General features: G+C 46.6%; 11 protein-coding genes. 6 read left to right on the top strand and 5 right to left on the bottom strand.

Features of this window, described 5'->3' with window-relative positions; translation table 11 throughout:
• Positions 1-136 precede the first annotated feature (136 nt).
• Positions 137-397 carry a hypothetical protein gene (locus tag AC1TPC_RS09995; protein WP_482066712.1) on the bottom strand — a complete coding sequence of 87 codons (261 nt, stop codon included), beginning with the start codon at positions 395-397 and terminating at the stop codon, positions 137-139.
• A gap of 559 nt (positions 398-956) precedes the next feature.
• On the opposite strand from AC1TPC_RS09995, the gene AC1TPC_RS09990 reads away from it, so the two are divergent.
• Complete coding sequence (locus AC1TPC_RS09990; RefSeq protein ID WP_482066711.1) at positions 957-1511, top strand: RNA polymerase sigma factor; 555 nt, start codon at positions 957-959, stop codon at positions 1509-1511.
• 72 nt (positions 1512-1583) lie between these two features.
• Positions 1584-2360: a hypothetical protein gene (locus tag AC1TPC_RS09985; RefSeq protein ID WP_482066710.1), complete on the top strand. Its 777-nt coding sequence runs from the start codon at positions 1584-1586 to the stop codon at positions 2358-2360.
• 328 nt (positions 2361-2688) lie between these two features.
• On the opposite strand, the gene AC1TPC_RS09980 is transcribed toward AC1TPC_RS09985, so the two are convergent.
• The gene (locus AC1TPC_RS09980; RefSeq protein ID WP_482066891.1) at positions 2689-3045 is read right to left on the bottom strand and encodes a sensor histidine kinase; all 357 of its coding nucleotides are present in this window, start codon (positions 3043-3045) and stop codon (positions 2689-2691) included.
• 438 nt (positions 3046-3483) lie between these two features.
• Positions 3484-7233 carry an LAGLIDADG family homing endonuclease gene (locus AC1TPC_RS09975; protein ID WP_482066709.1) on the bottom strand — a complete coding sequence of 1250 codons (3750 nt, stop codon included), beginning with the start codon at positions 7231-7233 and terminating at the stop codon, positions 3484-3486.
• A gap of 277 nt (positions 7234-7510) precedes the next feature.
• Here AC1TPC_RS09975 and AC1TPC_RS09970 point away from each other — a divergent pair, with 277 nt between their 5' ends.
• The 3 genes from AC1TPC_RS09970 (at position 7511) to AC1TPC_RS09960 (ending at position 11309) form a co-directional block, all read left to right on the top strand.
• A complete protein-coding gene (locus AC1TPC_RS09970) occupies positions 7511-9334 on the top strand; it encodes a DEAD/DEAH box helicase (protein WP_482066708.1) in 1824 nt (607 codons plus the stop codon).
• Positions 9331-10290 (top strand): YqhG family protein, encoded by a 960-nt coding sequence (locus tag AC1TPC_RS09965; RefSeq protein ID WP_482066707.1) that lies wholly within the window; start codon positions 9331-9333, stop codon positions 10288-10290. The genes AC1TPC_RS09970 and AC1TPC_RS09965 overlap by 4 nt, the downstream gene beginning before the upstream one ends.
• A 125-nt stretch (positions 10291-10415) precedes the next feature.
• Entirely contained in the window at positions 10416-11309 is an 894-nt protein-coding gene (locus AC1TPC_RS09960; protein WP_482066706.1) for a hypothetical protein, read from the top strand.
• On the opposite strand, the gene AC1TPC_RS09955 is transcribed toward AC1TPC_RS09960, so the two are convergent.
• Positions 11300-11494: a YqzE family protein gene (locus tag AC1TPC_RS09955; protein ID WP_482066705.1), complete on the bottom strand. Its 195-nt coding sequence runs from the start codon at positions 11492-11494 to the stop codon at positions 11300-11302. The genes AC1TPC_RS09960 and AC1TPC_RS09955 overlap by 10 nt on opposite strands.
• A gap of 141 nt (positions 11495-11635) precedes the next feature.
• Here AC1TPC_RS09955 and AC1TPC_RS09950 point away from each other — a divergent pair, with 141 nt between their 5' ends.
• Positions 11636-12337, top strand: coding sequence for an N-acetylmuramoyl-L-alanine amidase family protein (locus AC1TPC_RS09950; RefSeq protein WP_482066704.1), 702 nt, complete (start codon positions 11636-11638; stop codon positions 12335-12337).
• On the opposite strand, the gene AC1TPC_RS09945 is transcribed toward AC1TPC_RS09950, so the two are convergent.
• Entirely contained in the window at positions 12302-13204 is a 903-nt protein-coding gene (locus tag AC1TPC_RS09945; protein ID WP_482066703.1) for a divergent polysaccharide deacetylase family protein, read from the bottom strand. The two genes, AC1TPC_RS09950 and AC1TPC_RS09945, sit on opposite strands and share 36 nt — an antisense overlap.
• Positions 13205-13357: the final 153 nt, after the last annotated feature.

Here is a 13357-nt window from a genome sequence, read left to right as displayed (position 1 = left end):
AGGCTTACTGTTTTCTGATTCAACCATTTTTAATTGATGTACGCGCAGGATATAACAAGAGAAGCACCACGACAAGCGACAACGTCAGAAAAACCACAGAACCGGTTATAGATATTGAAACAGCGTGTGCTAGCTCCTAGCTACCTTCATTCGATGAATGCGTTCCTTTTCCACTTGCTCTCTTGAAAAACGTGATAAGTATAGCAAGTTCAATTGATCCACCAATTTGATGTGCAACATTGACAAGTCCTGATGCTGCGCCAGCATCACGTTTATCTACACCCGTTAGTCCAAAAGAAGTGAAAGGAATAAAAACAATACCTGCCCCGATACCTAGGATCACCATAGGAATAAAGATTTGAGGAAAAAATTGAGAATCTGTAGTGATACGTCTCAACCAGCCCATTCCTGCTATTGCTTATCGTACAATTGCGAAATGTAGTACAAAGCGAGTTATAGAATCTATTCAGCTCGAAATTATCCCAAAAAGAAATTACTTCTTAGAACCACACATAATGGATGCTTAGAATGTGTTAAAATTCGTATGCCGTTTCCCCCTGCTTCGCTCATCCTTTTACTGTATCTCTCTACTGAAGAGGGATCAACTTGATATGAACCACATTTGTCAGAAATACAAAAGCCACCTCACGGTGGCTTTTGTTATTCAGCTAGTAACATAAGTTGTTTGAGTTACAAAATCTTTAGCGTAGTCAACGCAGCTAAATGATTTCCACTCAGCTGTTGAACTTATGTACCATCACTTGGCCAATACTTTGTAGCTAATTCTCTTTCATTCTGAAGAGCGTAAACGTTTGAGCTAAGGAGACATTTACTGATTTTTTGGCTTTCGCATCTTTAATAATTACGTGTTGGACGTTGTCTTTATGTATTAAGAAAATTTTAAAAATATGGAACTTTTCAAGCTCTGCGTTGTCTATTTATTGGAGGTGAGACGGTTGGAGGAGGAGTACCTTAGGCATCTCTCACAAATTGGACCACATGAAATCGATCAAATTATCAGGAAATATTGGAAGGATGTGTGGAATTACTCGTATGTAATGACTCAAAAACACGATATGGCCGATGATATTGCGCAGGATACTTTCATTCGGGCTATTCGTTCTATTGCTTCGTTCCGCGGTGAAAGTACCGTGAAAACATGGCTGCTGAGAATAGCAAGAAATATAACAATAAATTATAAACGTTCGGCTTTTTTTCGCAAAATCGTGCTAAAAGATTTCATACAAAATGACATCTCCGCTCCTTCCGCGGAAGCGACTTATTTTGACGAGCAGTTCGTGGACCGGATATGGGAACTGGTGCTTCGGCTACCGATGAAACAACGTGAAGTAATTCTGTTGAATGCCCATTACCAAATGCCACTTGGAGACATAGCAGATGTACTTGGACTGCCAGAAGGAACGGTCAAGTCAAGACTGCATCGCGCCAGATTGAAGCTTGACGAGTGGCTGAAGGAAGAGCAGCAATACAATGGCAGCAGGGGGAACTAATAATAAATTATGCGGACCATCTAGTCCCGTCAACTAGCCATTTAACCCATGAAATAAAGGAGGCGGATTCCGATGAATCCTAAAGAACCTCAATGGTACACACGTCTTTCCACAGGTCCTCATCGCGAAGAGTCACGACCAACATTAGGCCAACTGCAATTGATAAAGGAAGAGGTGACAAAGATGAGAAAACAACGATGGTTTTGGAAAACGTCTGCAGCAGCCGTCTGTATTGCTATAAGTTCATTTATCGTATTTGCTTGGTTATTCCCGATGAAACTGACAAATCCGGCTGCTGACCCCGCCATTGATCAGACTTTGAGACAGGTCATTACAGAGAGATATCACACTCTTAAAATCTCGGATTTTGAAATGGATGAAATTGTGCATAAAGAATGGACAAACGAAGGTGTGGCTGTATTTTATACAAGAAATTACGGTCTCAAAGATGAAGAATATGGGGATTTAAACTTGGAGTATTGGGAGAAGACGCTGTTTGGATACAAATGGGTAACAGGGGGAAGTTATCAGTACAGCAGTCTGGACAAATTAAAGCAGAGTCGGAGTCTAATCTTTGAATATGTACCGGACGGGTCGGAGAAAGCGCCTCTTCAGATTGTCTATGGGGAATCGTTTCATCCGGATGTAGTTAATATTCAATTGACTGATAAGCAGACTCATTATAAGCAGATTGCGAAAATGATCCATATACCGGATGGCCGGACGATTTGGTTTGTCCATTTCCCACTTGCCATGGGTATGCACATCGAAATTCAAGGACTGGATGAGGCCGGAAAAACTTTGGTGACAAATAACCTGGAAATGCCGGTAAAGACAATGGAGAAGTGAGTTGAACATTAGAAAATAAGGGTACGTACGGCAGATGAAAATGTATGCTGTGAAGACCTCGAATCCATTACCGGACTACGTCCAGCAGTAGTGTTAGAGGAAACCGGACACCACCATTGCCCCTTCATTCAGTTTCTAGAGATCTGCTTCTAAAGTACCAAGAGCACCTAGCAAACCTCGACCAGTCCATAGATGCTCTGGCTGCAGAATTACATGAGTATGAGTTGATCTAATCGATACCCCGCATTGGCACCAGAATTGCTGCAAAAATGCTGGCAGAAATTTTTTTAATATTTAAGGTTTATTCTAATAGATTACCATATTCAAATTAACCTTGCAGAAATTCATTCTCTCTTTTCGATGTAAAGTGCCGGGATGACACCATTCGGCGCTTCGGAAGTGTAATTCTTACCTTTGTACCTGTCCCTATTTTGCTTTGGATTGCAACCCCATACGACTTATCAAAATGGAGCTTGATGCGTTCGTCCACATTTCGGATGCCATAGCCAATGCTCGTACCATTAACATTAAAAATTTGATCAAGCGTTTCCTGACTCATGCCGAGCCCGTTATCCTGTATCTCAAATACAAACGTGTCTTTATCTTCATAAACTCGAATCCAAATCGTTATCAATTCGTCAAACCACGCGTGTTCAAGCGAATTTTCAACAAACGGCTGTAAGATGAATTTGACGATTCCGTAAGGCAGAGTAACAGGACCGATTTCATTTCTAAGTCCGTTTTGGTAATAAAGTTGTTTAATTTTTGAATTTTAATGAATTCACTAATTAAATCTTCTGAAGGATTCCCCCCTTTTTTCCAATTATCGTTGTGATGTAATCTTTTATTTTAGCTATTGTTTCTTGTTGCACTTTGAAGAAATGCTCCTTATTCTCCGATTCTCTTAAAACTTCAGAATTAAGGCCAAATACTAGTTTTGCCCACATTTTAAATATTCTAAACAGTTTTTGAATTGACGTTGTCCTGAATTGGACGATGCATCGCTGTAATGAAGTCAAAAAAAAGTAAGACCCTAGGTATGAATTCCTAGGGTCTTACATGTTAATAATTCTCATCAGTTTTGGCAAACACGTCAGGTGATACACGCCCCTCAATCCACCAATCAATTACATTTGCTAAACCCGCAAATGCTGCACTGCTTGCAGCCCTCAATACTAATTAATGAAGCGGAGCCGCAGGATGGGCATAAATCCCGCGATGTGATTTCCACATGATGATGAGCGTTTTCCGGTAAATCAACCATTGCAGTTTCTTCATAAGAAAGGATATTTGATTCAACCTGTGCTTCAATCGAAACAGCCTGCTCCTCTCCACTCGCCAGATGCAGCTCGAGCGATTTGGCTACAGCGTCGGCGATCGACTCCACTCGATTCACCCCAAATCCAATCGCTCCAGTTCCGCCGATCCCTTTCAGGTGCTTAATGAGCAGCTTCACCTTATTTCCATGATCGCCATAACGCAGAAATAGCGAACAGACACGTCCCAATGCTTCAGCCATTGCAAAAACATCCGAGCCCGCCTTACCTACGTTCAAAAATATTTCGGCTGGCGTGCCGTTCAAGTCGTTAATCGTAATATATGCCATGCCAAATGGCGTATTTACTTTATAGGTTGCACCTCGAAGCACCTGCGGCCGGCGTTTGTATTGCTTATCGACCACCAGCTCCGTTGGAACGGAAGGAACCGAAGCCTCGACCAAATCCGCATCAAAATAGGTGTCACTGCCCTCATCTGGTGAAATAGCGGAATTCGATTGCTCCTCGTCTATTTCTGTTTTTGTCTCCGTGAAATCTTCCTTCTTCGTAGAAAGCACCTGTACATCACGGCTTCCATCCCGATAAATCGTTACACCCTTGCAGCCGAGCTCAAATGCAAGCTCATAAAGCCGGCCTGTCTCTTCAACCGTGAAGTCCGCTGGACAATTGGCCGTTTTCGAGATCGAGCTGTCTACCCAGCGCTGGATCACAGCCTGTACGCGAATATGATCCTCCGCCGACAAGCTCATTGATGTCACAAAGTAATCGGGCAGCGCCTCACCCGGATGCTTTTCCTTCCAATCTGCAGCAATGGGAACATCTTGCTTGTCAAATCCCAGTCGGCTCTGACGGAAGTATTCAAATGCAAAATAAGGCTCTATCCCCGTGGAGGTTCCGACCATTGTCCCCGTACTTCCCGTAGGCGCCTGAGTAATGACTGTCACATTACGCATGCCCCTCTTAGCAACTGCTTCACCAATCTCCGGAAACTCGGCGATCATATGCTTCATAAATCCGCTTTGCACATATTTTTCTGCATCAAACGCTTGAAAGGAGCCCTTCTCTGCAGCAATTTCGGTTGATGCCAAATAGGATTCACGAGCCATAAACGCATACAGCTTATCTAAAAAAACCAAGGATTCCGAGCTGCCATAGCGAACACCAAGCTTAATCATCAGCTCTGCAAGACCCATCGTTCCAAGTCCGATGCGACGCTCAAGCTTCTGATTGCGCTCATTTTCCTCAAAATGATACGGCGTCTTATCAATTACATTATCGAGAAACCTTACGGACCATTTCGTCACTTTGGCTAGTTCATCCCACGCGACATCATGCTTTTCCTCATCATAGAACTTAGATAAGTTCACAGCGGATAAATTGCATACGCCCCAGCCAGGCAATCCTTGTTCTCCGCAGTTATGGACAACCATCCCATTTGCAATTAATGAGTTCGTAACGGGTTCCGTAATATCATATACTTGGACCAATTCCGCTGCAGCAACGGAAACCACCTTCGCTACAAACTTCTCATTTTTACGTGATTCACGAGCAATGCTTTCAAGAGCAGCTTGCTTCCTTGCAATCCATTTAAATCCGATTTCCTCTTTAAATGCAACGATATTATTACCGCTCAAAATCAGCTCATAAAACGGTTTGCCTTCATATGTCCGCTGCTCCCCGTTTTTCTTTGTGTACGTAAATAGTCTTTGTTGTGTCTTACTGCGGCTATAAATATGACCATGTATGCCGAAATTCAATAATAGGAGCTGGACATCCTGCAGCAATTTTTTTGAAGACGACGTTAGACGAACGGTACGATGCATGTCATCTTTGTCATAAACCGTTCCATCCGCACTAAATAAAGCTTGCAGGTAAGCAACCACGGTCTTCTTTGAGGCAGTGAAAATCGTTTCAGGAACCTCTTTTTCGCCTGCTGGTACAGCTTTTACACCTAATTTTACGAGCTGCTCTCGAAAAGCTTTACGCCACCAAAACAGTTGACTCGTACCGTTTTCTCTACTAAACAACTTGGCCTCGGCACCGCTGAAGTTCTTTCCGGCTTCGATCATAAGAGGAATGACATCTTCATCCTCTTTGCCAAATACCATTCCGATATCGCCGCGTTTGGAGAGCCACCCATCCCCTGTCAACCAGCCCAAAAACATGCCCCATTGTTCTCCGAGCTCGTCATGCTGAGCAAATTCACCTTTTCCAGATTGAATATACACGGTATCATTCTGGGTTAACTGCTGTGCTTCCTTCCAGCCATCTACTGTAAATACCCGATGCTCGGGTGTAACTTTAAGTTCCATCCCGTTGCCTAGCGTAATTTTCATCGTTTGTCTGTAACCTGTTGGAAAAACAGTTGCTGATCGCATATAAGTGCCAACTGTTTCATAGCTTCTGCCGCCGACGACGCGGGCTTGCTCTACCAATCGATTGTCCGTAGCAACTAAAAATGATTGATTGCCAACCTGTTTCAACAAATCCTCAATTCGTATCAAGCCGAACTCCGTAGCTATACGGGTATCCGGATGAAAACACGGATTAGTACTAATAATCGGATTAAAATACCAGCTGTTCGACATTTGGTTGTAGTACTCCATAAAAACGACGCCGGGCTCTGCGGATTTCCATGCCGATTCGATGATCGCATGCCAAATCTCGCGAGCTCGCACGGTTTTGTATGGGATGATTCTTTTGCCTAGCCGCTGCCACTCCTCAATATCTCCCGTCCACAGCTCATCGTAGCCTGCTTCCTTTGTATCCGGGAACATAAGCTCCCAGTCCGAATCTTCTTTAACAGCTTGCATGAACGCATTGCTAACGCAAACCGACAAATTCGCATTCGTCACTTGGCCCATCGTTTGCTTAACCGTAATAAACTCCAGCACATCCGGATGCCAATCATTTAACATAAGCATTAAGGCGCCGCGACGGCTTCCTCCCTGCTCAATTAATCCAGTCGTGTAGCTGAACAGTCCTCCCCATGAGACGGCACCGCTGGATGATCCGTTTACCCCCGCGACTATCGCTCGGCGAGGTCGCAATGAAGACAGATTCATTCCCACTCCGCCGCCGCGCGCCATAATCTCGGTCATCTCGCTGAGCGTCGTTATGATGCCGCCTCTGCTATCCTTGGGCGAGGGGATAACGTAACAATTGAACAACGTCAGCTCCTCGCTCGCACCTGCCCCTGCGGCGATCCGTCCACCGGGCACCAGCTTCCAATCTTCCAAAATATATTTGAATTTCTGCTTCCATTCCATCTGCTTCTCACGATCAGCCTCAACGGAGGCCATCGCTCCCGCGAGGCGATCCCACATTTCCTCTGGAGTCTTCTCAACCGTAAGCGTCAGCTTCTCAATGCTAGACGCAATATGCTCCCCGCTTCTAAGCTTAACCGTAACGCTGTTTCCTTCACGAGCGATTACTTCCCCGACTTCCTTCGCCGGAAATTTCGGATCATCCTTCGTCAGGACGAGTACGATATCCCCGATCAACGTTTTGCTCGTATCTGCATTTTTCCAAGCGTACCGATCCAAAAATATTTTCTCGCTTAATCCCTCAAGTCGCTTGCTGTTAGACATCTCCATCGCTGCTACTTCCTCCTTCGAGCTTCCGCGCTGCAAGCATATTTACGATATTATATGCAATTAGCACAATATATTGTGTGTTAAAGCCATTATACAACACTACATATTGATCCACATGCTCGTTAATGGCTAAATATAGCAGCCTGCCCCGCTTACATGGCCTCTCTCACACTTATGCTTGTCCATTCTCTTTTTTAATCGCCTTCTTATTATTATTGGATGAAAAGGCAATACTGATTACAACTTATCCTTTTTAATGCCGAAGGAGCTGCTTAAGATGACTATCCCGACAACGCCGCAGGCTGCCTCAGCCGAAGCCGGCACTTCAATCGTTACGCGCAAGCTTCATCCTTTAGTCGATTTGCAGTGTGACCGCACCTGGTTTGAGGAGCTGCAAAATCGTCTCTCCAAAAACGGACCATGGGATGATTGGACGTTATATCAGCTCGCTATTGAGGCTGAACAAGCGAAGCGAATTGAAAGCTTCGAGGAATTGCTATGTTTGCGTTCGCTGCCATCCTTCGAGCCAATGCCGCATCAAATCAGCACCGCTCGCAAGGTTGTCCATGAAATGGGCGGCCGTGCCATTCTTGCCGATGAGGTTGGCCTTGGCAAAACGATAGAAGCAGGTCTCGTTCTCAAAGAATATATTGTGCGAGGACTAGCGAAGCGCATCTTAATTCTCGTTCCTGCCTCCCTTGTGCTTCAATGGGTGCGCGAGCTCAATCAGAAATTCGGCATATCCGCCGTTGCCCAGAAGAAGGAGCATACATGGGGTTATGATGTTGTCGTCGCTTCTATCGATACCGCTAAGCGTGATCCCCATCGCGAGCTTGTCCTTGGGACCGACTACGACATAATTATTATCGACGAGGCGCATAAGCTGAAAAACAAGAAGACGACAAACTACCAGTTCGCCAATCTGTTGCGTAAAAAATATTGCTTGCTCCTTACGGCTACGCCGATTCAAAACGATATGGATGAGCTGTTCAATCTCATTACGCTGCTTAAGCCTGGACAGCTAGGCGGGCAAAGTGATTTCGCCGCGAACTTTGTTGTCGACAAGCGGCTTCCGAAAAACGAGGATCAGCTGCAGGAAGCGTTGTCAGGCGTTATGATTCGCAATCGGCGCGGAGACGGCGGCATCCATTTTACAAAACGTTTTGTCAAAAATATTCCGCTTACGCTGTCAGAGGAAGAAAAGGCGCTCTACGATGCGGTTACAGGCTTCGTGAAAGAGCGCTATGAAGAGAGCGGCGGCGATTTATCGAGCATGCTCTCCCTCGTCACGCTCCAGCGCGAAGTATGCAGCAGCCGCGATGCCGTATTTTTGACGCTGGTCAACCTGTTTAAGAAGACATCAGAGGATTCTCCAATGCGTCCAAAAATTTGGGAGCTCGTAGAGAAAATACGCAATATCAAAGCAAATACGAAAGCGGAAAAAGCGATGGAGCTTGTCAAGGAAATGAATGACAAGGTCATCATTTTCACCGAGTACCGGGCAACTCAGGAATATTTACTTCAGTTTTTCCGCGCGCAAAATATGGTTGCCGTTCCCTATCGAGGCGGCATGAACCGCGGCAAGAAGGACTGGATGATGGATTTATTCCGCGGCCGCGCGCAAATTTTGATCGCTACAGAAGCTGGCGGCGAAGGCATAAATCTGCAATTTTGCCACCATATGATCAATTTCGATCTGCCGTGGAATCCGATGCGTGTGGAACAGCGCATTGGGCGCGTCCATCGCCTTGGCCAGAAGGAAGACGTCAAAATTTACAATCTATGCACCATCGGCACGATCGAGGAGCATATCGTCAATCTTTTGCATGAAAAAATCAATCTGTTCGAGCTTGTCATTGGAGAGCTGGATCATATCTTGGAGCGCTTTGAGAAGGGGGACGGCTCGCTTGAGCAGCGCCTTGCACGAATGCTGCTTGAAGCTGGCAATGAAAAGGAATTAAAAAACAAAATCAATCATTTAGGCTCCTCGCTTAGCCGGATTCGCGACGAGGTGATGACAGGCGAAACTCCGCAGCCAGCAAGTCCCGATCTGCTCGTCAATTTGGATTCGCTTGGACAAACCGTGGAGGTGCAGCCTTGAACGAGAAGCAAGTGCACAAATTCGTAAATCGTTACCTAGAAGCGACAGAGTGCTCTATTTTAGAGAAATCGCCCATCCATTTTACGGTCAAGCTCTCTCCTCTCGCTGACCGCGAGCTTACGAATCGGCCCTATTATTGGAGCTTCGTGGACCGAGTCGGCGCGGAGCCTGAGACGATGACTTTCCTCTTTGTGACGGATAAGAACAAATATGACGCTGCTGAGGAAATGAAAAAAAATGAAGCTGCAGCCATTCCGCAAGATCCAGCTATCACGTCTCAAGATGCGGCGGCAAATGCCGCGCTTGGACGCTCACTTGGCTTCGTGCATGGCAGCTTGGCCGCGCCTGCCCGCGTCCCGCGCGAAGATTTGTACTTTGGCGCGCGCAAGCTGGATATGCTGTTTGATGCAGCCAAAGCGAAGGGCAGCTTCGTGTATCTCTTTCAGGAGCCGGATAAGCGCAGCAGCAATCCTTTCAGCTCTACGCCGTATACCGCCTGGCTGGGCGTCAACATGCGAGTTGAGTTCGCATGCGACCGCAAGCGCGAGGAGATTCACAGCTACGGGGTTTCACTTGCGACCGGCCAGTGCGTGGAGTTATTTTATGATCGACTGCTCACTCACAAGCTTACACCGCGCCTGCCAGCCAATATCCATATCACCAAAAACGGCATCTCCTTCAACAAGGCGCTTGGCATCGTCGAGCAGGCGCTCGAGCGAAAGCTTCGCAGCTATGATTACAGCTGGGCTGAGAGTGCCTCAGCCAGGCTCGAGGAGGAGCTCGAGCGGATCAGCGGTTATTACGAGCCGCTTATAAAGAATTCGCTTGAAGAAAATAAGCCGGCGATTCGCGAGCAATTCGAACAACGGCAATCCGAAATTAAGTGGCAATACGAGCCCCGTGTGACTGCGTCCGCCATTAACTGCGGCATCTTTCATCTCGAGGGCATCGATTGACGGTAATTAGACGATTTCCCCATGGATACGTCAAAAAAAGGCGGTCGCAAGGCCGCCATCTCGCGACAGGTTGCAACAGCCTTCTTAAAGCATGTCCCTTACAATAGCATAGAGGTGATAAAAGGATGCAAAAAAAGTTGATTAAGCTAACAGCGGCTTGTGTGTTAACCGCTATTGTATTATATGCCGGCGGTTTGCAGCCGCAGCCTGCGGCAGCCATAGCAAATCGTGCGACGGCTTATGAGCCGCTTGAGCAGCAAGCGCAGCGCTGGGTGGACGAGCTTGCCGAAGCGCCATCTTTTGAAGCATGGAAAAAATCTTCACTCGATATTTCACCGATTGGACCGGGTACACACAGCTGGCTTGTCCTTGTGAAGCAAAACAGCGAAACGGTTGGATACCTCATTGTTCATGCCGTTGAGGCTGGCGGATTCCAACTCGGCGAATATGGGACAAGCCATAACCCTTTATTCGATGAGCGTACACTTTCTAGATCGATAAAGCAGCTGGAGCTGTTGCAGCCCGCCTCCAACACCGAAGCCCTTTATATTCATCCGCTTCTGGCTGCCTGGAAAATAACAGCGGATAAGGAAACCTATTACACAGATGCCGCTAGCGGCGAGGTGCTGCCCGTGCAGCCAAGCGATTGGCAAGCAGCGTCAACAATGAAATTGACGAATGCGAAGCAAATGGCAGTAGCTGATCACGCGACCCTCTTGAAGCAAGTAACGATTTCCTCATTCAACACGTTTGCGAAGCTGCCATGGCTGACCAAGAAGCCTCTTCCATTAAGCACCAGCTCTTATTCCTCTTTGTTCACCAATCTCAACAACAAAGAACAACTCCGCTATACCTCTGAGCTGTTCGATGGCCAAATGCTATATGTGTGGTCGGTAGTCGGCTATAACAAATGGAATACAGGATCTATTTACGTGGCGCTTGAAGCAGATGAGAATGGCTCAGATCGCCGTTATATCCCCTTAACGCTGCTGATCGAGCTTGGCCATTTTTACCGATGACGCTCAGATCTGCCTCGCCACCATAGCATAATGCTCATAGGCCCATATCCGAACCACCTCGTCAGCCATGGCTCTCTACGCGCTTTGGCTGACGTTCTTTGTTGCTTTCTTTCTTCCCTCGGTGTTTCCATATAGTTCACAAACCGCTCAGTCACATATTTTACGTACTCATCGCCCTTCGCCATTTGCCCAGCTCCTCTCTCCCTATTCGAATAAGATGATGTTATAAAGTTTGCCCTGCAGCAATCGAATGTAAACATGCATGAGTTTTCCTCCAAAAAGCCACGCTATACGGTAAGTCAAAGTGATCTGGAGGAAAATTTATTATGCTTCGTAAAATAGCACTCGGCATTATCGTGCTGTGGCTTGCAGCTCTTACCAGCTCATCAAGCGCTCAAGCTTGGCCTCTTCTGCCGGTCGGTACCGATCCGGATTGGGCATTGCCGTCTACGGTCGTGATCATTGATGTTGGGCATGGCGGCATCGACGGAGGGGCATCCTCTGCCGATATTCTCGAGAAGGACATCAATTTAGCAGTCGCCCGCAAGCTATATTTTATTTTACGCAGCCAAAATATTCCCTCTGTTCTAAATCGAACTGCCGATTACGCGTTAAGTGATGACAATCGCTGGCATATTACACGCTCCAGGCATCGCAAGGACTTGTCGCAGCGCCATCAGCTTACGCAGGAGATTGAGAGCGAGCTGCTCGTTAGCCTCCATGTGAATTGGTCGAAAAAAAGCTCGCAGCATGGCCCTCTCGTTCTGCATCAGAGCAGCGGAGAAAGCTCCTTGCTCGCTTTTTGCATTCAGGATGCGCTTAATCGACAGCAAAATACAGCCTTCCTCCCGCGGGAGGGAAAGCCGTTTTATTTGCTCAATCGCGTTCAGCAGCCTGCCGTTATTGTCGAAATGGGCTTTATCAGCAGTGTTAAAGACCGAACCATGCTTACCAATCCACAGCGTCAGCAAGAGGTTGCAGCCGCTATCGCCTCAGGAATTGGGCAATACAAATGGATCGTTCATTGAACCGCCTCTAACCAGCTCGGTCAGCTTCACAAATTGCACACTTTGCTGCATCGCTGGAATGTACTGCTGCAGAACGGCTGCTGTCTTGAGTCCCGCAGGTCCAACATGTCCGATGGTGATGCAGCTCGCGTGCAATTCCAGATGCTTGCGCAGCTCGTTAATTTGCTTTGATATATGCTGAACCGTGTAGACATCATCGAGAAAAACATCATTGGAAACAATCGGGACACCGAGCTCCGCCGCTATTTTGGGTACAACCGTTTTGTAGGTCGTTCGGCTATCGAGAAAAAACAAACCCCGCTCCTTGCATACGCCTAGCACGATTCGCATTATTCTCTCGTCAGCCGTCACCTTAGAACCCATATGGTTATTCATGCCGATTGCATGCGGCACATCGTTAATCGCATCCTCCACACGCTTGCGAACGTCTGCATCGCTCAAATCCGTCGTAAGCGCACCTGGACCAAGCCACTTTTTCAGTCCCTTATTCGGCTCCATCGGCATATGGACGATCACATCGTGTCCAAGCCTATGCGCTGCCTCCGCATCCCGCTTAGTTGTCGGCATAAAGGGCATAATCGCTGCCGTTATTTTCACCGGAAGCTTCATCATTTCCGACGTGCCGTTCATCCCGTTGCCAAAATCGTCAATTACGATCGCGACAGTCCGAACTTCCTTCTCCTCTGAAGCAGCTGCCCTATGCTTTAACGCAGACTGAGCATATATTCGATCATATCCAGCATTGCTCACAGCGAAAACTAAACTGCACATACACATCACAGCAATAGCCGACATCATGAGTAAACGCCTGTTTCTGCTTCTCTTTTCCACGTTCATATTATCAGACCATCCATCCTGTTTGCTCATTGCTGCATACACCCCTCATCTTTTACTATCATTGTTTGTGAAGAGGCTGGAAAATATGCTTAAAATATAGAAGTCTTAGGAAATTTTGCTTTTGGTTTATGTCGCAATAAACGAAAAAAGAGCAAAAGAAAGAGGCCCACTCTAGAGCTAGGC

It is taken from the genome of Paenibacillus sp. Y280, assembly GCF_056786335.1.
The sequence above is the reverse complement of the archived record's forward strand: the minus strand, read 5'-3'. Positions and strand labels throughout refer to the sequence as shown.